The organism is Bradyrhizobium sp. USDA 3311, from assembly GCF_054062495.1.
The window spans coordinates 3,732,804-3,755,457 of record NZ_JBSSFI010000001.1 but is presented as its reverse complement, the minus strand read 5'-3'; the positions used below and the strand labels follow the sequence as shown (position 1 = coordinate 3,755,457).

15 protein-coding genes and 1 pseudogene are annotated in these 22,654 nt (G+C 64.4%); 10 read left to right on the top strand and 6 right to left on the bottom strand.

Annotation, left to right across the window (positions count from 1 at the left end; translation table 11 throughout):
- Window positions 1-2: 2 nt before the first annotated feature.
- Entirely contained in the window at window positions 3-953 is a 951-nt protein-coding gene (locus ACVWW6_RS17805) for an ABC transporter permease (protein WP_011089452.1), read from the bottom strand.
- A 27-nt stretch (window positions 954-980) separates the two neighbouring features.
- Window positions 981-2,672 carry a peptide ABC transporter substrate-binding protein gene (locus tag ACVWW6_RS17800; RefSeq protein WP_028174576.1) on the bottom strand — a complete coding sequence of 564 codons (1,692 nt, stop codon included), beginning with the start codon at window positions 2,670-2,672 and terminating at the stop codon, window positions 981-983.
- 218 nt (window positions 2,673-2,890) lie between these two features.
- Between ACVWW6_RS17800 and ACVWW6_RS17795 the strand changes: the two genes are divergently transcribed.
- Window positions 2,891-3,523: a cupin domain-containing protein gene (locus ACVWW6_RS17795; RefSeq protein WP_456681149.1), complete on the top strand. Its 633-nt coding sequence runs from the start codon at window positions 2,891-2,893 to the stop codon at window positions 3,521-3,523.
- A gap of 164 nt (window positions 3,524-3,687) precedes the next feature.
- Window positions 3,688-5,565, top strand: coding sequence for an ATP-binding protein (locus ACVWW6_RS17790; protein ID WP_456681148.1), 1,878 nt, complete (start codon window positions 3,688-3,690; stop codon window positions 5,563-5,565).
- A gap of 8 nt (window positions 5,566-5,573) precedes the next feature.
- On the opposite strand, the gene ACVWW6_RS17785 is transcribed toward ACVWW6_RS17790, so the two are convergent.
- Window positions 5,574-6,599, bottom strand: coding sequence for an AraC family transcriptional regulator (locus ACVWW6_RS17785; protein WP_161533628.1), 1,026 nt, complete (start codon window positions 6,597-6,599; stop codon window positions 5,574-5,576).
- A 187-nt stretch (window positions 6,600-6,786) separates the two neighbouring features.
- On the opposite strand from ACVWW6_RS17785, the gene ACVWW6_RS17780 reads away from it, so the two are divergent.
- The 5 genes from ACVWW6_RS17780 (at window position 6,787) to ACVWW6_RS17760 (ending at window position 12,212) form a co-directional block, all read left to right on the top strand.
- Window positions 6,787-7,236, top strand: coding sequence for a cupin domain-containing protein (locus ACVWW6_RS17780; RefSeq protein WP_011089457.1), 450 nt, complete (start codon window positions 6,787-6,789; stop codon window positions 7,234-7,236).
- 102 nt (window positions 7,237-7,338) lie between these two features.
- On the top strand, window positions 7,339-8,832 hold the full coding sequence (locus ACVWW6_RS17775) for a flavin-containing monooxygenase (RefSeq protein ID WP_456681147.1): 1,494 nt from the start codon (window positions 7,339-7,341) through the stop codon (window positions 8,830-8,832).
- Window positions 8,833-8,934: 102 nt separating this feature from the next.
- Window positions 8,935-10,008 carry a hypothetical protein gene (locus tag ACVWW6_RS17770; RefSeq protein WP_456681146.1) on the top strand — a complete coding sequence of 358 codons (1,074 nt, stop codon included), beginning with the start codon at window positions 8,935-8,937 and terminating at the stop codon, window positions 10,006-10,008.
- A 66-nt stretch (window positions 10,009-10,074) separates the two neighbouring features.
- Complete coding sequence (locus ACVWW6_RS17765) at window positions 10,075-11,058, top strand: NAD-dependent epimerase/dehydratase family protein (protein WP_456681145.1); 984 nt, start codon at window positions 10,075-10,077, stop codon at window positions 11,056-11,058.
- 371 nt (window positions 11,059-11,429) lie between these two features.
- Window positions 11,430-12,212, top strand: a complete 783-nt coding sequence (locus tag ACVWW6_RS17760) for a hypothetical protein (RefSeq protein WP_039185849.1) — start codon at window positions 11,430-11,432, stop codon at window positions 12,210-12,212.
- 146 nt (window positions 12,213-12,358) lie between these two features.
- Here ACVWW6_RS17760 and ACVWW6_RS17755 read toward each other — a convergent pair whose 3' ends face one another.
- The 3 genes from ACVWW6_RS17755 to ACVWW6_RS17745 all read right to left on the bottom strand — a co-directional run bounded on the left by ACVWW6_RS17755 (window position 12,359) and on the right by ACVWW6_RS17745 (window position 16,405).
- Complete coding sequence (locus ACVWW6_RS17755; RefSeq protein WP_456681144.1) at window positions 12,359-13,702, bottom strand: cytochrome-c peroxidase; 1,344 nt, start codon at window positions 13,700-13,702, stop codon at window positions 12,359-12,361.
- A 13-nt stretch (window positions 13,703-13,715) separates the two neighbouring features.
- Window positions 13,716-15,428 carry a phospholipase C gene (locus tag ACVWW6_RS17750; protein WP_456681143.1) on the bottom strand — a complete coding sequence of 571 codons (1,713 nt, stop codon included), beginning with the start codon at window positions 15,426-15,428 and terminating at the stop codon, window positions 13,716-13,718.
- 185 nt (window positions 15,429-15,613) lie between these two features.
- Window positions 15,614-16,405, bottom strand: a complete 792-nt coding sequence (locus ACVWW6_RS17745) for an ABC transporter substrate-binding protein (protein WP_456681142.1) — start codon at window positions 16,403-16,405, stop codon at window positions 15,614-15,616.
- A 243-nt stretch (window positions 16,406-16,648) separates the two neighbouring features.
- Here ACVWW6_RS17745 and ACVWW6_RS17740 point away from each other — a divergent pair, with 243 nt between their 5' ends.
- The 3 genes and pseudogenes from ACVWW6_RS17740 (at window position 16,649) to ACVWW6_RS17730 (ending at window position 22,495) form a co-directional block, all read left to right on the top strand.
- Window positions 16,649-17,842 carry an efflux RND transporter periplasmic adaptor subunit gene (locus ACVWW6_RS17740; RefSeq protein ID WP_456681141.1) on the top strand — a complete coding sequence of 398 codons (1,194 nt, stop codon included), beginning with the start codon at window positions 16,649-16,651 and terminating at the stop codon, window positions 17,840-17,842.
- Between the two features lie 12 nt (window positions 17,843-17,854).
- Window positions 17,855-21,013, top strand: coding sequence for an efflux RND transporter permease subunit (locus ACVWW6_RS17735; protein WP_456681140.1), 3,159 nt, complete (start codon window positions 17,855-17,857; stop codon window positions 21,011-21,013).
- Window positions 21,014-21,342: 329 nt separating this feature from the next.
- Window positions 21,343-22,495, top strand: a pseudogene (locus ACVWW6_RS17730) (IS481 family transposase).
- Window positions 22,496-22,654 lie beyond the last annotated feature (159 nt).

Genomic DNA, 22,654 nt, shown 5'->3' with positions numbered 1-22,654 from the left:
CGCTAACCCACCCGGATGCGCGGATCGACGACGGCATAGAAGATGTCGGCGAGCAGCGAGCCGATCAGCACCATGGTCGCCGAAAACATCAGGATGCCCATCACCACGGGATAGTCGCGGTAGCCGATGGAATCGAGGAACAGACGCCCCATGCCGGGCCAGGTGAACACGGTCTCGGCGACCAGCGCGCCGCCGAGCAGCGTCGGAAACTGGAGGCCGGCCACCGTGATCATCGGCAGCAGCGCATTGCGAAGCGCGTGCACGGTGAGGATCCGCCATTCCGGCATGCCCTTGGCGCGTGCGGTACGGATGTAATCCTGGTTGATGACCTCGAGCATCGAGGAGCGCATGAAACGGCCCCACATCGCGGTCTCGACCAGCGCCAGCACCAGGGCGGGCGCGATCAGATGATGCAGCAGGTCGAGGAAGGAGCCGTCGCCGACGGTCTCGCGGTTGCCGGCCGGCAGCCAGCCGAGCTTCACCGAGAACACGTAGATGGTGACGAGGCCGAACCAGAAGGTCGGGATCGACAGCGCGATCATGGCGCCGACGGTCGCGAGCGTGTCGAACAGCGAGTAGCGGCGCAGCGCGCCAAGGATACCGATCCAGCAGCCGAGCAGCACCGCAATGATCGTCGCTGTCGCCATCAGCTCCAGCGTTGCGCCGAGATGCGAGGAGATCACCGACAGCACCGCCTCGCCGTCGCGGTAGGACTTGCCCCAATCGCCCTTCAGCATGCGGCCGAACCAGTCGAGATACTGGATCGGCAGCGGCCGATCGAGGCCGAGCTGCCTGGTGACGCGGTCGAGATCCTCCTGCGTCATCTGCGCGGAGGCAGCAAATTGCGAGAGCGGACCGCCCGGCGCCAGATGCAGCAGGGCGAATCCGATCGCCGAGACGATCACAAGCAGCATGATCGCCTGCGCCAGGCGATTGACGACATAACGGGCCATCTCAGCCGATCCAGCGAGCCGGAGCCATCAGGCCCAGTACCATTCGCGGATGTTCCAGCAATTGATGGAGGTGTTGATGTTGGGACGGAAACCCTGCAGCCCTTCCTTCACGCCTTCGGCGATGAAGCCCTGGAACATGGGCAGGATCGCGAGGTCGTTGCGGATCAGCTTTTGCAGATCGCCATAGGTGGTCTTGCGCTGCGACAGATCGAACTGCTTGGCGCCTTCGGCGAGAAGACGATCGGCCTCCGGGCTCTGGTACTGATAGGTGTTGTAGCCGCGGCCGCCCTTGGCGGGAATGGCGCCGGAGCCGAAGCGCGGCGTCACGTCGGGGTCGCTGCCCAGCATGAAGTTCACCGACACCAGCACCGAGTTGAACTTCGACTGCTGCCAGAAGTCGCCCCAGATCACCGCCGCCGGCATGTTGTTGACGCGCATCGCAGCACCAATCGCGCGCCAGTCCTGGACCAGGAGCTGCTGGGTCTGCTCGCGCACCGCATTGCCTGACGTCGTCGAGTTGGTGAATTCGAGCTTGACGCCGCCCTTCTCGCGAACGCCGCTGGAGCTGCGAACCCATCCCGCCGCATCGAGCAGCGCATTGGCCTTGGCGGGATCGTATTTGTGCTGCGGCAGGCCCTTCTGGAACGACCACGCCTGCTGCGGCACGAAGCTCTCGGTCTGCGTCGGCAGGCCGTAATAGAGCGCGTCGATGATCGCCTGCTTGTTGATAGCGAGATAGAGCGCCTCGCGCACCGCGCGGTCGGCGAAGGGACCGAAATCCAGGTTGGGCGCGATATGCTCCACCGAGGACGTCGCCGAGACGAAGATCTTGCGGCCCTTCAGCGTCTTCGCCTCCTGCACGAAGTTCGGCAGGATGCCTTGCAGCCCGGTGTAGTCGACCTGGCCGGTGCGGAACTGGGTGTAGAGCACGGTGAGGTCGGGGATGTACTTGAACACCACGCGTTCGACGTACGGCCCCTTGCCGTGATAGCCGGTGTGGGCATTCAGGAGGATGTGGTCGCCGGGCACGCGCTCGCCCCAGCGGAACGGTCCGGTGCCGACAGGCGCATTGTGGAACGGCGAGGCGTTCGGATCGGACACCTTCTCCAGGATGTGCTTGGGCACGATGAAGGTCAGCGATCCCAGGATCGACATATAGGGCGAATAGGGAGCTTCCATTCGCCAGTGGATCTCGTCCGCCGCGACGACCTTGATGTCCTTCACGAGGCTGTGGCCGACGCGGCTGCGCGCGCGGAAATCGGGATTGTTGATCAGCTCGAGCGAGAACTTCACGTCGTCGGCCGTGAACGGCGTGCCGTCATGCCACTTCACGTCGCTGCGCAGCTTGATCTTCCAGGTCAGGCCGTCGGCCGACAGGCCGCCATTCTCGATGGTCGGGACCTCGCGCGCCAGATCGGGAACGAAATTGCCCTCGGGATCGATGTACCAGAGCAGCGAGAACACCTGCCACCAGACGCCCTGATCGACCTCGATGCCGGGCATCAGCGGATGGAAGACGGTCGGCTCCTGCGACAGCGCCGCAATCACCTGCCCGCGCGGCTTGTCCGGCGGATTGGTCGGGCGCTCGGTCTGGGCGAAAGCATTGCCTGCGAGGCTCCATCCCGCCGCGGCGCCGGCCCCGAGCTGGAAGAATTGACGGCGATTCGGACTACCGAGATGCACTGCCCCAACGCCGAACCTGCCGGTGTCGTTTGCCATGACCCACTCTCCGTTGTCGCACACGGCACCGTCTCCCGCGCCCCGAGACCCCGGCAGGGGACAGGAGTGGGCTTTAGTGCTTCTAAATTTTTCGATCAAAAGTTCATCATGACTAAATACAGCTGTCAATCGCATTGCTAGTATGCGCGACCTTTTCACTCCGACTGAAGCCTCGGACCGATGCGGTCCAAGGCTGAGATGATGCATGGGAGAGCGACATGGATGGTCGCGGCGATACCAACGGTCCGAAGGACGCTCCGACGATCGAGACCGACGATGCGGTCGACCAGCGCCTCGGCGAAACCGTGCGGCTGCTGCGTCAGCGCGCCGGCCTCTCGATCCAGGACGTCGCCAACAAGACCGGCCTCTCGAACGGCATGATCAGCCAGCTCGAACGCGCGCGCGCCATGCCGTCGATCCGCACGCTGCGCCTGCTCAGCATCGCGCTCGACGTGCCGATCTCCTATTTCTTCGAGACCACCGATCCCGGCGACGTGCAGCGCTACATCGTGCGCAAGAACAGCCGTCGGCTGCTGCGCCTCACCGCGAGCGGCGTCGTCAAGGAAGCGCTCACCCCGGATGGCAAGGGCCAGCTCGAACTCTACGAGCTCACGCTCAATCCCGGCGCCTCGTCCGGCACCGACTTCCTGCAGCACACCGGCGAGAAGGCCGGCTACATCCTGTCCGGCAGCCTGCGGCTGTGGCTCGACAACCAGGCCCACGTGCTCGAGGCCGGCGACAGTTTTCGTTTCCCGAGCATCGTGCCGCACATGTTCGACAACCCGACCCAGCAGACGGCGCGCGTGATCTGGGTGACGACATTGCGCCAGACCGATTCGCCGGCGGGTTGAAGCCCGAGGCAGGCCGGGCCTCGTTTCCGGGACGGCCGGCCGTCCCGCGCCACCTGAAATTGCCCCTCGACGGAAACGCACGGAATCTGTAGCTCACATAATGCCGGACTCCTCGACAGGACGGGGCCGGTACGGTCCGCGGCTGGCGTCTTGGATGTGAGGCCATGAAACTCAGGGGGGTTGTGACATTTGCGATGGCCACCCAGGTCGTCGTGACCGCCGCACTCCTTCTCGCTTCCTATGCCATGACCGGCACCGCCGGCCCGCGCGGGTTCGGCATGGCCCAGCTCATCGCCCTGATGGCGAGCGGTGTCGTTGCGGTGCTGCTCGCGCGTCTCTGCACGCGCGCGATCGAGACGTCGCAAGCCGAGCGGGCTGCCGCGCAACTGGCCGATCGGGCGAAGGCCGTCGCCGAGAGCGCACAGATGACGCAAGCCGTCATCAAGACCGCGCTCGACGCCTTCATTCAGACCGACGAACGCGGCATCGTCGTGGAATGGAGCTTTCAGGCCGAAGCCCTGACCGGATGGTCGCGGCAGGAGGCCATCGGCGCCGACGTCGTCGACCTCCTCGTCGCCGAGCCGCTCCGCGCCGGCTTCAGGCAGCGCATGATGCGGCTGCTGCCGGAACTGTCGGATACGCCAATCGGCATTCGCTTCGAGGTGAGCCTGCTGCACAGGAACGGCGATGCGATCCTGGTCGAGGCGTCGGGCACGGCCCTCCGGCTTGGCGGGCGCACCATCATCAACAGTTTCGTCAAGGACATCACCCAGAAGCGCGCCGCCGAGGAGCAGCTGATACAGGCCCAGAAGATGGAGGCGGTCGGGCAGCTCACCGGCGGCATCGCGCACGAATTCAACAACATGCTCACCGTGATCACCGGCACGATCGAGATCCTTGCCGACGCCGTAAAGGACAATCCGCCGCTTGCGACCATCACCAAGCTGATCAGCGAGGCCGCCGATCGCGGCGCCGCGCTGACCTCGAGCCTGCTGTCCTTTGCAAGGAAGCAGGCGCTGCAGCCGACGGAGATCGACGTCAACGAACTGCTCGAGGAGCTCGCCAAACTGCTGCTGGCGACCTTCGACAAGAAGATCGAGATCGTGACAAAGCTCGACAGCAAGGTCTGGCTCGCCTTCGTCGACCGCGGCCAGCTGAGCTCGGCGCTGCTCAACCTCGCGATCAACGCCCGCGATGCCATGCTGGACGGCGGCAGGCTGACCCTGACCACACGCAACGTCGTGTTCGGCGTGCGCGAGGCCGTGGCGGTCGGCGCCGGCTATGCCGGCGACTATGTCGAGATCGAGATCGCCGACACCGGCACGGGCATCCGGCGGGCGATCCTGGAGCGGATCTTCGATCCGTTCTTCTCGACCAAGGAGGTCGGCAAGGGCACGGGGCTCGGGCTCAGCATGGTGTTCGGCTTCGTCAAGCAATCCGGCGGCGGCATCAAGGTCGCGTCCGAGGAAGGCCGCGGCACGACATTCACGATCTACCTGCCGAAGGCCGAGACCAGCACTCTGCGCCCCGCCGGCTATGACGATCGCAAGGTCGTGGGCGGACAGGAGACTATCCTCTGCGTCGAGGACGATCGCGACGTCCGCCAATACGTCACGGTCCAGCTCGAGAGCCTCGGCTACAAGGTCATCCCCGCCGCCAACGCGACCGAAGCGCTCGCCATCGCCGCTGAGGGCAAGGCGTTCGACCTGCTGTTCACCGACATCGTGATGGCCGGCGGCATCAACGGACGCGAGCTCGCCGAGCAGATGGTGGCCGCGCGGCCGTCCCTGCGGGTAATGTTCACCTCCGGATACGCCTACGACTCGATGCACGCGCAGGGCCGCGCCACGAAGGGCGCCCCGCTTCTGACAAAACCCTATCGCAAGGCCGAGCTCGCGCGCATGCTGCGCCGCTCTCTCGACACCGCCGTCGATTCCGCGGGCGACCCGATCCCGACGCCCTACTCGGTGCAGGCCGATGTCGAGGGCTTTTTGCGCAGGCAAGCAGCTGAAGACAGCGGCACGACGCGGTCACGAAAGTAGCTCTCGCGCTAGCTCATCCTTCGCCGCAGCGTTGCCGACGGCGTCTCGCCAAATTTTTCACGATAGGCGCCGGCCATGCGGCCGAGATGAGTGAAGCCGAGATCGAAGGCGATCTCGGTGATGGAGGCATCGGGCGGGGCTTGCGCGAGCCGGGCGTGCAGACCAGCGAGGCGCATGTCGAGCAGCATCTCCGAGATCGAAACCCCGAAATGACGGCGGAAGCCGAGCTGGAGCGCGCGGATGCCGATCCCGGCGGCGCAGGCGAGCTGCGCAAGGTCGAGCGGCTCGCCGGCACTGTCCGCAAGACGGTCCCGCGCGACGCGAAGCGCACGCGGCAGACGCTCGGCTTGCCCCGAGAACGTCCTGATCGCATCCGACAGGCCGTGACGCTGGCCATTGAGCAGGTGATCGAGCAGCGCCTCCCGCCAATCGGCGGTCGCGACCGGTGAAAGCCTGCCGGAGGGGCCAAGACGTTCGGCGAGCGTCATCAGCCCGCCAAGGCTGGTCCGCAAGGCCCGCCCCGACGGCGCATCCAGGTCGATCACAGGATCGAACTCGACCGTGCCCGCGACCCTCCCCGACAAGGCCGCGGCGCGCTGCTCGACCATGCGGCGGTCAAGCAACAGGATCACTTGGGCACAGTCGCTCCACATCATCCGGGTCGGGATCGTCGGCGACAGCAGCGACGCCGTCCGGTCCGGTACGGCATCGAATTCGCCGGCGCCGGCACGAATGCGGGCGGTGCCCGTGAGCGGAACCTGCAGCAGGAAGAAGCGCTCGAGGCAGCCGGGATCGATGCTGACCGATCCGCCATAGGTAACGTAGTTGATGGAAAAGCCGTCGAACGCCGCGCAATTGTGCCGGGCGGAGAAGCCGGCCGCCCGCGCCTGCGCCGGCTTGAGATCGTGCGGACAGAAGATGCGTCCAATCTGCTCGGCTGCCTCATCGACATCATCGGTGGCGACGCGGGCAAAGTCCGCAAGCCGTTCTGCTGCGGACGCACTTGCGCTCATTTCCAGCACGGCTGCGGACATCGTCGACCACGCTTCGCGTCACGGAATTGCTTTAAGCCTATAATAGTTCCCTGGACGCGGAAAGGGCCGCGTCGCAAAATCGTCGTGCTGCATGGCAAAAGCTCCATCCGGATTCGTTTAGCGGATAGACAGGCAGCCGGTCGCTGGCCGAAGCTCCATCCTCGCCGGAATCCATGAGGAGCGAGCCATGACTGCACTCGAAAAGGGCATAACCGCTGTTGGCACGGGCTATGGCGGCAAGAGCTGGAACATCCTTGGTCAGGTCTATTTCCCCAAGGCCGTCACCGACTCCACCTTCGCGTTCGAGACCAACAGCGATCCCGGCCAGTTCGTGCCGGTGCACATCCATCCGACCCAAGACGAGTTCATCCTGGTGCAGGAGGGCACGCTCGACCTCAAGCTCGACGGCGTCTGGGTCAAAGCCCATGCCGGCGACCTCGTGCGCATGCCGCGCGGCATCCCGCACGGCTATTTCAACAAATCTGACAAGCCCTGCCGCGCGCTGTTCTGGGTCTCGCCGATGCAGAAGCTCGAGGCGCTGTTCAACCAGCTCCACAATCTGACCGACCCTGCCGAAGTCGTGCGCATCTCGGCACTGCACGAGGTCGACTTCCTGCCGCCCGAGGCCAACGACTAGACGCAGCCCCGTCGCCTTTCATCTGCTTGCAGCCCCGCCGGCCGCACCTTGCGGCCGAACGTGGCCGCTTGCGCGCGAAACACCCTGATTGCGAGCAATCCCATGGTCAGTCCCAAGCATGTTTGCGTGATCGGTGCCGGAGTCTCCGGTCTCGCCGCCGCAAAGGCATTCTCCACCCGCGGCCACCGCGTCACCATTCTCGAGCGCAGCGGCGATCTCGGCGGTGTCTGGGAGCCTGCGCGCTCCTATCCTGACGTGCAGACCCAGAGCCCGAAGGATCTCTACCGCTACACCGATCGCGCCATGCCGGACGCTTATCCGGAATGGCCGACCGGGCCGCAGGTCCACGCCTATCTCGCCGACTACGCCAAAAGCTTCGGCCTCGACCGCATGCTGCGCCTCAACACCGAGGTCGCCGGCATGGCGCGCCGCGCCGACGGGAAGCCGGGCTGGACGCTCGCGCTGACCAACAAGGACGACACGGCGACGAACGAGGATTTCGATTTCGTCGCGGTCTGCATCGGGCAGTTCAACGAGCCGCGCGAGCTGCATTGCCCGGGCGAGGACGGATTCCTGGCGCAGGGCGGCCAGATCCTGCATTCGTCGAAATACAGCGATCCCGCGCTGGCGAAAGGACGCCGCGTCGTCGTGCTCGGCGGCTCGAAATCGGCGACCGACATCGCGGTGAACGCGGTGAAATCAGGCGCACGCGAAGTCACCATCGTGATGCGCGAGCCGGTCTGGCGGATCCCCTATTTCATCGGCGGCCTCGTGAACTTCAAGCGCATCCTCTACATCCGTGCGCAGGAGGAGATGTTTCCGGGCTGGGGCGCCAGCGCGATGGCGCGGCTCGCACACCGCATCGCAGCGCCCCTGATCTGGGCGAACTGGCGCGGGCTGGAGAGCCTGTTGAAGGCGCAGCTCAAGCTTGGCCCGTGCAAGATGGTGCCGAAAGAGCGGATCGAGGACGGCGTCAACTGCTCGGTGCCGATCGCAACGCCCGGCTTCTATCCGATGGTCGCGGACGGTCGCATCAAGGCGGTGTTCGGCACGTTCGATCATTACGAGGGCGACAGCATCGTGATGAGCGGCGGCGAGCGCGTCGGCGCCGACGTCGCGGTGCTCGCGATCGGCTACAAGCTCGGCGTGCCGTTCCTGCCCGCGGCCTATCAGCAGAAACTGGTCGACGCGGACGGTCAGTACCGGCTCTACCGGCTGATCGCCAACCCCGATCTGCCGGAGCTTGGCTTCGTCGGCTTCAACTCCTCTTTCTGCACCGTGCTCTGCGCCGATCTCGCCGCCAACTGGCTGGTGCGCTACGCCGACGGCCAGCTCGCCAACCAGCCGACGGCGCAGGCGATGCGCGACAACATCGAGATGATGCTGCACTTCAAGCGCGTCGAGCGGCCGGCCGCCGGCGTCTATGGCGGCTTGTGCGTCGCGCCCTATCACTATCGCCATTTCGACGAGCTGATGGCCGATATCGGCGCCAGGAACCAGAAGCGCGGCGGGCTCGCCGGACACTTCCAGCCGCCGGATGCGGATGCCTATGCGAAGTTCCTGGCGACGGCGCCGGACTACCGGGCCACAGCGTAAGGTCGGAGAACCCGGGCTGAGCGGGATTTGCAACTCGCCAGTCCGCGCGTTTGATGTTTACGATCCCATGATCGACGAATCTCCGGCACACGGGAACCCGCCATGGGACGACGATGTCACGCCGCCGCAGCCCTGGCGGTGCTTGGGCTGATCCTCACGACGTTCACGGCGAGCCAGGCACAAACGCTCACGGCGAGGCAATCGGAGGCGCTCGCCACCTACGATCGCGCGCTCGGCGATTTCAAATCCATCCTTGCCGAGCGGCGCCGACAGATCGCGGCGAAGGAGCCGCTGCCGAACCTGCCGGGACAGGCGCTCTATCTGGCACGCGTCGCGGTCATCAGTGCTTACAAGGATCTCACCGACGCCATGCCGTCGCGGATCGGCAAGCCCAACAAGTTCGAGATTCCGCCGGCCTATTTCGACGCCGACATCGAGCCGCTGGTCGACGAATATGCTGGACTCTTCGAGATCATGGAGGCGCCGCCCGCCGGCGCGCAGAACTCGCCGACGCCGTTCAAGGACGTCGTCGATCTCGCAGTCGCTATCGCGCGCGCCAAGGGACTTGCGTCTGGCCACGCCGAAGCTGCGGGACGTATCAGCCTCGGGCTGTTCTTTGCCGAGACCAACGGCAAGCAGAACGTCCGCAATGCGCGCTCGAACACCTATATGGGCAGCTTCCAGACCGGCCCGTCCGAGGACCGCAACGGCCGCAGGAAATGGGAGTCTATCAAGAGCGAGATCGCGGCGGCCGATCCCGCGCTGGCCGCGCGTGACGACAGGGAAGAGGCACGCGCCCGCGGCACCGATCATCGTTTCAATCACTGGACCAATGTCCGCAACGGTCTGATGAACGCGCATGCGGATCTGTTCCGGGAGATCCCGGGAATCGTGAAGACGCTGCCCGACCCGATCGACCAGATGAAGCTGTTCGAGCTGATCCAGATCGTTCCCACCCCGACGCGGTCCGCGCTCAAATCGGGCGATCTCCTGAACTACCGGGTGTCGAGCCCCACGATCATGAGGCACTTGCGCAACAACAGCATCTTCGCGTTCGGCCAGGCCGACAGATCGCGCAGCTCGGCAAGCTTCCGCGAGATTCTCGCTGCGATGTGGTTGTTCAACCGGAAGTTCGAGAAGGCGATGGCGAAATACGCGGAGATCAGGGCGCACTGAGGCATCGGTTGTAACCGCTACCGGACGTAGTAGGCTCGTGATCTCATCAGCAGCACGGGCAGTTTCATGCGCATCCTCATCCTTGGCGGCAGCCAGTTTCTCGGACGCGCGATTGCGGCCCATGCCTGCGCCAGCGGTCACCACGTGACCTGCGCCGCCCGCGGTCTCGCCGGGCCGATCGCGGCAGGCAGCCGGCTGGTCCGGATCGATCGCGACGTCGCGGACGGTCTCGCGCCGCTCGCGGGTGAGACATTCGATGCCGTCGTCGACGTCTCGCGTCATCCCGGCCAGGTTCGCCGCGCCGTCGCGGCGCTGAAGCGGCCGGGCATGCACTGGACCTTCGTCTCCACGATCAGCGTCTACGCAGACAACCGCATACCGGGACAACGCGCCGACACGGCGCCGCTCCGCGAGCCCATGACCGAAGACGTCGAGCACAGCACCGACGCCATTTATGGCGCCGCCAAGGTCGCGTGCGAGCAGGCCGTCGGCACTGATGCCTTCATCTGCCGGGCCGGCCTCATCGCCGGGCCGGAGGATCCGACGGGACGGTTCGCGTACTGGCCGGCCCGGCTTGCGCGCGGCGGCGAGGTGCTGGCGCCGGGAGCGCCTGACGATGCCGTCCAGTTCATCGACGTGCGCGATCTCGCACAATGGATCGTGCATGCGGCCGAGGTTGGCCTGACCGGCATCTATGACGGGATTGGACCGGTGCGCACGCGCGGCGAATTCCTGACCGAATGTGCATCCGCGCTGAACTCCGCCTGCACCTTCACCTGGGTCGATCGCGCCTTCCTGGAAGCGCATGACGTACGGCGCTGGGCAGGTCCGCGATCACTGCCGATGTGGCTGCCCCTGCCCGACTTCGCCGGCTTCCTGACACGCGACACCTCGCCGGCACGCGAGGCCGGATTGACCTCGCGCCCGGTGGCCGCCACCGTGCGCGATACGTTCGACTGGCTCCGCGCCGGCAACGGGCCGGTCATCGGTCTCACCAGCGACGAAGAGAAGGACGTGCTCGCCGCGTGGCACGCGGGCATGACGAGCTAGGGCAGACTCATAATCTTGATATCGTCTTGTGACCGACAGCGGTCGTTCCTTGGTAACGACGACATGCAGAAGGGCGAGATCACCCGCCACAATTCTAGATAGAGTGTGAGCTGGTTCATATCGGCGGCCCCATGCCGCGCGTAGCTTGGCGAGAAGATGTCTCGCTTCCCGGCGCCAAGGCGTCATGGGTTTCCGGACGTCAAGTCGAGCGAACATCTGTCAACCCATAGGAGGACAGGTCATGAAGTTCGCAGCACTGCTTTTGATCTTTGCTCTCGCCGCATTCGCGACGGCTATTCCGGCAGATTCGGCCAACGCATGCGCGCGCCCCTGCGGAAACTATTGTTGCGGATAATCGGCGGAGAATTCCAATGCGCCCATTGATCAAGTGGGGGGCATTAGTGACGATCGTGAGCATCGCACCACTGGCATCCGTGGCTGCGATACGTCACCACACGCCCCCAAATAAACTCAACGAGGCAATCACCGCTATCGGCTTTCACCCGATAACGCCGCCGGTGCTCCTGCGCGCTCCAGGCTCCATCTATCATGTCTCTCCGAACGGCCAGGATTACGACATGCTGTGCGAAGTCTCGCCTGAGCGACTGGTTGGCGTCACCCGCACGTCATCTTCTGCAACCCAAGTCACCTCCGAACTACGAAAGACGCAATATTCGCTCGACTCAAAAGTCGTGCGTTCGATTCAGTCACATACCGATGCAAAATTGGCGGAAGCTGTAAAGCTGGAGCTCGATGACGTTCAAGTGCTGGAGATCTCACTTGAAGACCTATCAATCATCGCTGAGGAGCTATTCCGTCGCGAGTCCTGTGATCGGGAAGTGAAACGGTATCTGGAAAACGGCGAGTACGTTTGCCAGGGACAGCGGGTCCTCAAGGCGTCGACGAAATACGTGGCGGCCTACGACAATTCAGCGGCGGGCTCCGTGGAACAAACGACAGACCTGATAAAGAATAATTTCGATCCGACTGTCAGCATACAGGGCGGTCAGAGCGTCTCCGGAGCGAACCTTTATTACGGGATGAGACTGGCACCGCGGTGTCTATCCCTCAGGGATGCCAAAAGGCAGCCACGGCCACCGTTCTCGCTCTGGGACAGACTGGTCAATCACTTTCCTTCGCTCGAGTTCTTTTGAATATAGCCGCGACACGCCGTGGCAACGGCCAGCGTGTTCATGCAGGCGACAACCGACTCTTTTGGCTCAACCGCGGCGACCACGGCCGAGGCCTTGGTGGCGCCGGCGCCCCCCGCACGCCCAGACCGCTTTTATACACACACGCCCTAATTTTCCGGTCTGTAGCCGTCCGTCAGCGTCTTCAGGAACGCGATGATGTCGGCCTCGTCCTGCTCGGTCATCGCCGGCCTGTCGCCGGGGCGACGATCGAACGGCGGATCGGTGACGTCGACATTGGCGTGATATTTTTGCGGCAGGTCGTCGTATTTCCGCACCGCGCCGTCGGCGCCGCGCGGAAAGACCTTCTCCGGATTGGTGTCGCGGAAATTGTAGAAGTCGAGCACCTGCTCGAGGCTGCGGAAGACGCCGTTGTGGAAGAAGGCGTGGCGCACTGCGGTGTTGCGCAGCGTCGGCGTCAGGAACATGCCGCAATATTGGGTCTGCTCGGGCATGTCGGTGCGATGCGGGCCGCAGACGCCGAGGTCGAAATAATTGGGGTCGCGATTCTTGGCGAGCGCGGCATTGCGCGGCGCGCCGAGCGCCTCGTATTGGTGATCGGTGAACAGCGGCGGCAGGCCGTCGCGGGTCGGTGCCGAGGTATGGCAGCCGGCGCAATTGGCCTTGTCGGGATCGTTGAACGCTTGCAGCCCGCGCAGCTCGCCCTCGGACAGCCGCGCCTTGCCCTCGAGCCAATAGTCGTACTTGCTGGTGTAGGGATGAAAGCTCGGCTCCTCGACCTGATAGCGCGCCACCGCGAACATCGCTTCCGCGATCAGCAGCCGCTGATTGTCGAGCACGCGGGCGCCGAACAGCTCGACGAAGCGGCTGGCGTAAGAGGCGCGGCGCAGCTTGCCTGCGACGATCTCGGCGCTGCCGCCGTCCATCTCGTTGGGATCGAGCAGCGGAAACAGCGCCTGGTCCTGCAACGTATCGGCGCGGCCGTCCCAGAACAGGCCGCCTTGCGGCACGATGTTCGCCGACGCGCCGCTACCGCCCGCGGTCTTGGTGGTGCGCGCAGCCTGCTGGCCGAGCGCGGCCATCTGCGCGAGGTCGATGACGTTGTCGTCGTCGCCCCTGTCGGGGCCGATGCTGAAATTCGGATGGCGATCGAGATATGTCAGCGACGGCACCGCGCGTGCGCCCGGGCGCGACAAGGTCGCGCCGCCGAGCATGACCGGCCCGTCATTGGGCGGACCGTAGGCGTGATCCGGGCTGTGACAGGACGCGCATGACAGCGCGCCCGAGGACGACAGCGAGGCGTCGTAAAAAATCTCCCTGCCGAGCTGCGCCATCGCCGAGAGCGGAGCGGCCGGCGGACGCATGAGACGAACCGGGTTCGGATTCGCACCCGCGGGATTTGCTTCCGCAAATCCCTGCGTCGCGACGGCAAGGACGGCGCCGGCCAGACAAAGCAGGCCGGCGCCGAAAAGCCACATGGTGCGGCTGTTCATATGACCTTGCGTCTTAGTGATGGTGATGCTCGTCCGGCGGGCTGGTCATGACAGTGCCGGAGGTCGGGTCAAGGAACAGCGCGTCCACCCGGAGATCGTGGCGATGATCATGATCGAAGTCGAACAGGTCCATGATCGACCCGGCGCTGGCGTCGAACGAGCCGCCGCCGAGACGCTGGCCGCGCAGCCAATTGTCCTCGATGAACCGCACCACCGAGGCCTGCGAGATGTAGGTGTGGCTGACGAAGTTCGTCCTCGCATAGGGCGAAACCACGATGAAGGGAACGCGGGTGCCCGGACCGCAGCGGCCGTTCACCGGCTTGCCGCTAAGCCCCTTCGGCGCCGGCTGCTTCTGCGGGCCGAGACCGCACAGGCCCGGACCGTTGACCTGGTCGGCGGTCGGATCGTAGGAGGCGCTCTTCGGCGCGACATATTGGTGATCGTACCAGCCGTCGGAGTCGTCATAGGTGATGATGACCGCGGTCTCGCGCCACTCCGGCTGCTTCTGGAGGAAGTTGATCAGCTCGACATTGCCCACCTGCTCGTCGAGCGGATCGGAATTGCCGGCGTGACCGTCCTGGAAGGCCGGCATCTTGATGTAGGAGACGGCCGGGAAGTTGCCGGCCTTCACCGCGGCGTAGAAGTCCTCGAGATCGTAGTTGTGGTTGGCCGGATCGACCTTGCCGTTGAAGTCGTGGGTATGGCCAATCGCCTTGACCGAGCTCGGCCGCGCATGGGTCGGGTTGGCGGTCGACTTGTAGTACTGGAAGAAGGCGTGGTGCGGACTGTAGTCCACGATGGTGCCGTTGACGTTGCTCGAGAAGGTGCTGCGGCCGCAACCGGTGGTGCCGTTGGCGTTCTTGAGCGTCAGGTCGAAGCCGCCCATGAAGCTGCCCCAGCTGATGCGCTCGTCGTTGAGCAGATCGCCGATGTTCTTGCTGGTCATCAGCACGGTGCTGGTCGTGCTCGAGCAGGAATCGTAGGCAGGATCGGTGTCGCCGATCAGCGTCAGGCCGCCCTGGCCGTCGGCGATCGAGGACGAGGTGCCGACGACGTTCTGCGCGCCGTTGGTCTGGCCGGAGACCACTTCCAGCATGCCGGGCGTGGACGGACCGAACGTGTCGGTCCAGTGATTGTCGCTCATGGCGAAGTGCTGGGCGTAGTTCCAGAAGGCCGTGATAGTGTTGCCGTCGAAATAGCCCATCACCTGGCCGTTGGTGCCGAACGCGCCGGCGCCGCCGGCCGTGCCGCGGCCGGTGAATTTCGGGAACAGGTCTTCCTTGCCGTTGTCCACCGCCTGCTGCTCGGGCGTGTAGGCATGGTTCTGCGAGCGCGTGTTGGCCTGGGTGCGGTCGAGACGGAACGGATCCGTCGCGCCGGTGCCGTTGGCCGGGCTGTTGTTCGGGTTGTTGACCAGCAGGTTCGCCGTGACGAGGTTGTTGACCTTCGGCGTGTGCGGCTTCGGCACGAAGGGTATGGAGCCCGACGGATTGGCCGCGTTCGGATATGTCGCGAAATAATGGTCGAACGAGCGGTTCTCGTTGAAGATGATCACGAGATGCTTGATCGGCGTCTCGGTGTGGAGGTCATGCGGATGACGGTGATGATCGCGATCGTGGTCATGATCGCGGTCCCGACCGAAATCGTCCGCGAGAACAGGCATGGCGCACGCGAGTGCCGTCGCGGCCGCGAAAATCGCGGCCGTCGTCAGAAATCTGGATTTCATTGTTGTGTTGCCCCGAAGGATTGACGCCGACCCCGGGAACGTTAATGGCGCGCGATGACAGAGCTGTGTCAGTTTGACGCAAGAGACACTTTGCGCAGTTGTTCAGACAAGATTTTCTACACGGGCGATTTGCCCGAAGCTGCCTTCCTTGACCCTCATGGTGAGGAGCCCGCCACAGCGGGCGTTTACTCGGTGCGGATCGGAGAATCCTTCAGGCCATTGTTGTCATAGGCCTTGCGCAAGGTGCCGTTGATCGTCGCCTCGTTCATGAATTTGGTGACGAAGGTCAGCGCCAGGCTGTGGCCGAGCGGCACCGCGACGGCTGTCACCGTCTTCTTGAACGTCTCGTCCAGCACCTTTGTACCGGGAATCTTCTGCGCCATCTTGTTGAGCTGGTCGCGCGACAGCGCGAAGGCGTCGATCTCGCCGCTCTTCAGGAGGCCGAAGATCTCGTCATAGGTCTGATAGCCGGTGACCTCAGCGTTCCTGAGATGCGCGACAGCGCCACGCATGGTGGTGGTGGCGTTGACGGCCGCGACCTTGATGCCGGGCTGGTCGAGCGAGGCAAAATTGGTCACGTTCGAACCAGCCTTGACGATGTAGGTGGCGTCCGCGACCTCGTAGATCGGCCCGAACATCATCTTGCTCTCGCGCTCGGGGTCCTTTGGCAGCCAGGTGACATCCCAGGTGCCTCTGCTGGCCGCGTCGGTGATCTGTCCGGAATTTTGGTGCACGACATATTCGACACCAACGCCGAGCTGGGCCGCCATCTCCTTGCCGAGGTCCACCGGCACGCCGGCATAGCCGGTTTCCGTCCTGGTCGACCAGAATGCGCCGCCTGCGGGGCTGATTGCGATCGCGACCCGCAGCTTGCCGGTCGGCGCGATCTCGTCCTTCAGCCCATCGGCTAGCGCGGGCATGGCAACCGCCGCCGCGAGAACGAGACCGGAGAGGGCCGATTGGACGGACGCGGACATGTGATGTTCTCCTCGCGTTTTCTTGTTCTCGTCGTCCCGACCGCTTCGCTTCCGCCACACGACCTTTGACACAATTCTGGTCGATCGTGCGCGCGGTGAAAAGCGGTTTGTCATGACAAACCTGTCAAAGGCCACACCGCCGTTCGCCGTGCAAGGCCGACGACCGCCATGGCTATGGTGTTCCACGGCCGGACATTTGTTGGTAGCCTGCCGCACCGACAGACAGCAATCGGGGGCCACCGAATGACGCGCGCGAATCCCGCATCTCCCGCACATCGCAATGGAGCGTGGAGACATGTTGGACGGGCGCTAGCCGCCACGGCCGCCGTGATCGCGCTCGCCGGCTGCGAGGACAAGAACGCCTACGTGGCTCCGCCCCCGCCCAAGGTGGACGTGGCGACGCCCGTGCAGCGGCCGGTGACGCGCTATGTCGAGGCCACCGGCAACACCGCGCCGATCAAGAATGTCGACTTGGTGGCGCGCGTGCAGGGTTTCCTGCAGTCGATCGACTACCAGGACGGCACCTTCGTCAAGCAGGGCACCCAGCTCTTTACCATCGAGCCCGAGACCTACAAGCTGAAGCTCGAGCAGGCGCAGGCGGCCGAGGCCGGCGCCCAGGCCTCGCTCCGGCAGGCCGAGGCCGACTTCAAGCGGCAGACCGAGCTGGTGCAGCGCCAGGCGGTCTCGCAGTCGACCCTCGACACCTCGACCTCGACCCGCGAAAACGCGCAGGCCAATCTCCTGCAGGCACAGGCCAACACCAGGATCGCCGAGGTCAATTACGGCTACACCAAGGTCACCGCGCCGTTCGACGGCGTCGTCAGCGCCCACATGGTCTCGATCGGCGAGCTCGTCGGCGTCTCCTCCCCGACCCAGCTCGCGACCATCGTCGCGATGGACCCGATCTGGGTGAACTTCACCGTCAACGAGCAGGACGTGCTACGCATCCGCGCCGAAGCGGCCCGCCGGGGACTGACGCCCACCGACCTCAAGCAATTTCCGATTCAAGTCGGGCTCCAGAACGAGACCGGCTATCCGCATGAAGGCAAGCTCGACTACGTCTCGCCGACCCTCAACCAGTCGACCGGTACGCTTGCCGTGCGCGGCCTCGTCCCCAACGACAAGCGGGTGCTGCTGCCCGGCTATTTCGTCCGCGTCCGCGTGCCCTTCGACCAGGAGAAGGGCGCGCTCCTCGTTCCCGATACCGCGCTCGGCAGCGACCAGGGCGGCCGCTATCTGCTGGTGGTCAATGGCGACAACGTCGTCGAGCAGCGCAAGGTGCAGATCGGCCCCACCGATAACGGCCTGCGCGTGATCGAGAGCGGGCTGAAGCCGGACGACCGCGTCGTGATCGCGGGGCTGCTGCGGGTGATCCCGGGCCAGAAGATCGACCCGCAAGTGACGAAGATCGAGCAGCCGCAGGCGTCTGCCAAGTAGGAGCTGCCTGCCATGATCTCAAAATTCTTCATCGAGCGGCCGGTCCTCTCGAACGTCATCGCACTGCTGATGATCCTGATCGGCGGCGTCGCGCTGTTCAACCTCGCGATCGCGCAATACCCCGACGTGGTGCCGCCTACCGTGCAGGTCACCACGCGCTATCCCGGCGCCAGCGCCAAGGCCGTGATCGACACGGTAGCCCTGCCGATCGAACAACAGGTCAATGGCGTCGAGGACATGCTCTACATGCAGTCCTACAGCGGCTCCGACGGCACCTATACGCTGACCGTGACCTTCAAGATCGGCACCGACCTCAACTTCGCGCAGGTGCTGGTGCAGAACCGCGTCTCCAGCGCGCTGTCGCAACTGCCGACGTCCGTGCAGAACCAGGGCGTCACCGTCCAGAAGAAATCGACCTCGATCCTGCTGTTCGTGACGCTGACCTCGCCGGATTCCCGGTTCGACAGTCTCTATTTGAGCAACTACGCCACCATCAACATCCGCGACGAGCTCTCGCGCCTGCCCGGCGTCGGCAACGTCACGGTGTTCGGCGCAGGCCAGTATTCGATGCGGGTGTGGCTCGACCCGAACAAGCTGCAAGTCCGTGGCCTCGTGCCGCAGGACGTGATCCAGGCGATCCAGCAGCAGAGCCAGCAGGTCTCCGCCGGCCAGGTCGGCGCGCCGCCGACGCCGCCGGGCCAGGCGTTCCAATACACGCTCAACGTCAACGGCCGGCTCGACGACACCAGCCAGTTCGAGAACATCATCGTCAAGTCAGGCACCAGCGGCGACGTCACGCGGGTGCGCGACGTCGGCTGGGTCGAACTCGGCGCGCAGACCTACAGCCAGATCTTTTCGCTGAACAAGCAGCCCGCCGTCGGCATCGGCGTGTTCCAGTCGCCGGGCGCCAACGCGCTCCAGGTCGAGCAGGCCGTTGAGAAGAAGATGGCGGAGCTCGCCAAGCGCTTCCCGGAAGGCATCAAATACGACACGCCGTTCGACACAACCAAATTCGTCGAGGCCTCGGTGCACGAGGTCTACATGACGCTGATCGAGGCCGGCCTGCTCGTGCTGGTCGTGATCCTGGTGTTCCTGCAGGACTGGCGCGCCATGCTGGTGCCGGCAACGACCGTGCCGGTGACCATCATCGGCGCCTTCGCCGCGATGGCGGCGCTCGGCTTCACCATCAACATGTCCACGCTGTTCGCGATCGTGCTGGCGATCGGAATCGTCGTCGACGACGCCATCGTGGTGGTCGAAGGCGCCGCCCACAATATCGAGCAGGGCATGAACGGCCACGACGCCGCGATCAAGGCGATGGACCAGCTATTCGCGCCGATCGTCGGCATCACGCTGGTGCTGATCTCGGTGTTCCTCCCGGCCTCGTTCCTGGCGGGCCTCACGGGCCGCATCTACTCGCAATTCGCGCTGGTGATCGCGGCGACCGCGCTCTTGTCCGCCATCAACGCGGCGACCCTGAAGCCGACGCAATGCGCGCTGTGGCTGCGGCCGGCGGTGCCGCCGGAGCGGCGCAACTTCTTCTATCGCGGCTTCAACAACGTCTATGACCGCGTCGAGCGCGGCTACACGCGGCTGATCACCTTCCTGGTCAGGCACGCCACGGTGTCGGTCGCGGTGGCGCTGGTGCTGATCGGGATCGGCGGCTACGGCCTGTCGCGGGTGCCGACCGGCTTCCTGCCGATCGAGGACCAGGGCTATCTGATCGCCGCCATCCAACTGCCCGACGGCGCCTCGCTGGAGCGGACCCAGAAGGTGCTCGACCGGGCCAGCGAGATCATCAAGGAGACGCCGGGCGTCCAGCAGGTCATCACCATCGCCGGCATCTCCGCGCTCGACAGCAGCGCGAGCCTTGCCAATGCCGGCGTCGCCTACATCATCCTGAAGGATTGGGACGCGCGCAAAGGTCCCGGCGAGGATCTGCGCTCGCTGGTCTACGGTCTCAACGACAAGCTCGCTGTGATCATGGAGGCGCGCACCATCGTGCTGCCGCCGCCGCCGATCCAGGGCATCGGCAACGCTGCCGGCTTCTCGATGCAGGTCGAGCTGCGCGACGGCAACAGCGATTTCGCCAAGCTGCAGGCGATCACCGGTGCGATGGTCTCCAACGGCCAGAGCCAGAGCGCGCTCCAGCGCGTCCAGTCCTCGTTCCGCTCGTCGGTGCCGCAATTCAACGTCGAGATCGACCGCATCAAGACCCAGACTTTGCATGTCACCACCGATCAGGTGTTCTCCGCGCTGTCGACCTATCTCGGCTCGTCTTTCGTCAACCAGTTCAACAAGTTCGGCCGCGTGTTCCAGGTCTATACGCAAGCCGATCCGGCCTTCCGCGTCACCGAGCGCGACATCGCCAACATGCAGGTGCGCAACTCGAACGGCGACATGATCCCGATCGGCACGGTGGCCACGATCACGCCGGCCACCGGCCCGTCGCTGATCAGCCTCTACAATCTCTATCCCTCCTCGACAATCATCGGCCTGCCGGCACAGGGCTACTCGTCCGGCCAGTCGCTGAAGCTGATGGAGGAGATTGCCGACAAGACGCTGCCGCAGGGCACGGGTTATGAATGGACCGCGATGTCCTACCAGGAGAAGGCGGTCTCGAACCAGATCTACTGGGTGTTCGGCCTCGCCATGCTGCTGGTCTATCTCGTGCTCGCCGGCCAGTACGAGAGCTGGTACGCGCCGATCTCGGTGATCCTGGCGGTGCCGCTGTCGCTGATCGGGCCGATGCTGATCCTCAACGCCCTCAAGATCGACAACAATCTCTATTGCCAGATCGGCCTGATCCTCTTGATCGCGCTGTCGGCCAAGAACGCCATCCTGATCGTCGAGGTCGGGCTGGAGCTGCACGGCCGCGACGGCAAGCCGATCCTGGTGTCGGCGATCGAGGCGGCCCGCGCCCGCTTCCGCCCGATCCTGATGACCTCGTTCGCCTTCATCCTCGGCGTGGTGCCGCTGGTGATCGCGACCGGCGCCGGCGCCAGCGCCCGCAAGTCGATCGGCATCACCGTGTTCTCGGGCATGCTGGCCTCGACCTGCCTCGCGGTGCTGTTCGTGCCCGCGTTCTTCGTGGTGGTGCAGCGGTTCGAGAACTGGCGGGCGTCGAAGAAGGCGCCGAAGGTGCAGCCGGCCGTGGAGGTGAAGCCGTAGGCTTCTTCTGCGGAAGGCCCGCTCCGATAAAAAAGTCGAAAACAACCCCATGCACAGTAGAACGGCGTTGATGGCGTTGAGGTTTTTTCAGCGACGCCAGCGTTTGACCCGTCGGGCAAGACACTGGCAGAATGGCATGATGGGTGGCATGCACGATGTGCCGCCATCTCCCCCGTCATTGCGAGCGCAGCGAAGCAATCCAGAGTCCCTCCGCGGAAAGATTCTGGATTGCTTCGCTACTGTTTAGCCCGGAGACATGACTGACGGGTGTTCGGGGACATGGTTGACACGTCAAAATCGGCTCGATTCGTCAAACAAGGGGGCGAGCGATGCCGTGGCGCGAGGTGTCTGTCATGGATCAACGGCGAGAGTTTGTGATGCTTGCCAAGCAGGAGGGAGTGAACCGGCGGAGGCTGTGCCGGCAGTTCGGCATCAGCGCCCAGACCGGCTACAAGTGGATCCAGCGGTACGAAGCGGGCGATGCGACGTTGGCAGACCGGTCGCGACGACCTCATCACAGTCCGGAGCGTACAGCTGCTGCGACCGAGCAGCAGATTGTCGAGCTGCGAGATGCGCACCCGGCCTGGGGTGCGCGCAAGCTCGCGCATCGCCTGAAGCGCAATCGGCAAGCCACTCCCGCGATATCGACCGTGCACGAAATTTTACGCCGTTACGATCGTGTGAAGGAGCCCGCGGGCACGCCTGGACAGCCCTATACTCGCTTTGAGAAGGATGCGCCCAACCAGCTTTGGCAAATGGACTTCAAGGGGCACAGTGCGCTGGAGAACGGCGTGTCTTGTCATCCACTGACGACGCTAGACGATCACTCGCGCTTTATGCCTGGCAGCCTGTGACAACGAACGAGGCTCGACGGTACGAGGACATCTTGAGGCGACGTTCCATCGCTACGGACTGCCGGATGCGATGTTCGTCGACAATGGCGGCCCCTGGGGCTTCACCCTTGAAGACCCCTGGACCACGCTGACGGTGTGGCTTCTCAAGCTCGGCGTCCGCACGATCCACAGCCGGCCCTATCATCCCCAGAGCCGAGGCAAGAACGAACGGTTCCATCGCAGCCTGAAGGCCGAGGTTCTCGCCTTCAAGCGCTACCGGGACCTTGCCGATGTCCAGCGGGCATTTGACCAATGGCGAGCCGTCTACAATCTAGATCGGCCGCACGAGGCATTGGGCTTCGATGTGCCCGCAAGCCGTTATCGACCAAGCCAGCGCCTCATGCCGGATCGCCTTCCAACGGTGGAGTACGACGAGGGCGAGATCGTCCGTTCCGTCTCCACCACGAAGGCCTATGTCAGCTTCAAGGGACGGCTCTGGAAAGTCCCGCAAGCCTTCCGTGGTGAGAAACTCGCCATTCGTCAGCTCAGTGCTGAGGGAAAGTTTGGAATATTCTTTGCCGCTCACCAGATCGAAACGATCGATCTACGTAACCCCAAAAGTGTCAACCATCTCCCCGAACAGGTGTAAGCTATGTGCCCGGGCTGAACACTACGCTCGCAATGACGAGGTTGAAGCAGCTGCGCGCATCTCTTCGGTCATTCCGGGGCGCGCCGATGGGCGCGAGCCCGGAATCCATTGGGCGGCAGAAGCTGCGGGTAAATGGATTCCGGGCTCGTCGCTGTGCGA

Coding starts and splice junctions, on each gene's coding strand:
- ACVWW6_RS17780 (WP_011089457.1), top strand. CDS start 6,787: ATGACTGCACTCGAAAAGGGCATAACCGCTGTTGGCACGGGCTATGGC.
- ACVWW6_RS17740 (WP_456681141.1), top strand. CDS start 16,649: ATGACGCGCGCGAATCCCGCATCTCCCGCACATCGCAATGGAGCGTGG.
- ACVWW6_RS17790 (WP_456681148.1), top strand. CDS start 3,688: ATGAAACTCAGGGGGGTTGTGACATTTGCGATGGCCACCCAGGTCGTC.
- ACVWW6_RS17775 (WP_456681147.1), top strand. CDS start 7,339: ATGGTCAGTCCCAAGCATGTTTGCGTGATCGGTGCCGGAGTCTCCGGT.
- ACVWW6_RS17770 (WP_456681146.1), top strand. CDS start 8,935: ATGGGACGACGATGTCACGCCGCCGCAGCCCTGGCGGTGCTTGGGCTG.
- ACVWW6_RS17735 (WP_456681140.1), top strand. CDS start 17,855: ATGATCTCAAAATTCTTCATCGAGCGGCCGGTCCTCTCGAACGTCATC.
- ACVWW6_RS17785 (WP_161533628.1), bottom strand. CDS start 6,599: ATGTCCGCAGCCGTGCTGGAAATGAGCGCAAGTGCGTCCGCAGCAGAA.
- ACVWW6_RS17800 (WP_028174576.1), bottom strand. CDS start 2,672: ATGGCAAACGACACCGGCAGGTTCGGCGTTGGGGCAGTGCATCTCGGT.
- ACVWW6_RS17755 (WP_456681144.1), bottom strand. CDS start 13,702: ATGAACAGCCGCACCATGTGGCTTTTCGGCGCCGGCCTGCTTTGTCTG.
- ACVWW6_RS17760 (WP_039185849.1), top strand. CDS start 11,430: ATGCGCCCATTGATCAAGTGGGGGGCATTAGTGACGATCGTGAGCATC.
- ACVWW6_RS17745 (WP_456681142.1), bottom strand. CDS start 16,405: ATGTCCGCGTCCGTCCAATCGGCCCTCTCCGGTCTCGTTCTCGCGGCG.
- ACVWW6_RS17750 (WP_456681143.1), bottom strand. CDS start 15,428: ATGAAATCCAGATTTCTGACGACGGCCGCGATTTTCGCGGCCGCGACG.
- ACVWW6_RS17805 (WP_011089452.1), bottom strand. CDS start 953: ATGGCCCGTTATGTCGTCAATCGCCTGGCGCAGGCGATCATGCTGCTT.
- ACVWW6_RS17795 (WP_456681149.1), top strand. CDS start 2,891: ATGGATGGTCGCGGCGATACCAACGGTCCGAAGGACGCTCCGACGATC.
- ACVWW6_RS17765 (WP_456681145.1), top strand. CDS start 10,075: ATGCGCATCCTCATCCTTGGCGGCAGCCAGTTTCTCGGACGCGCGATT.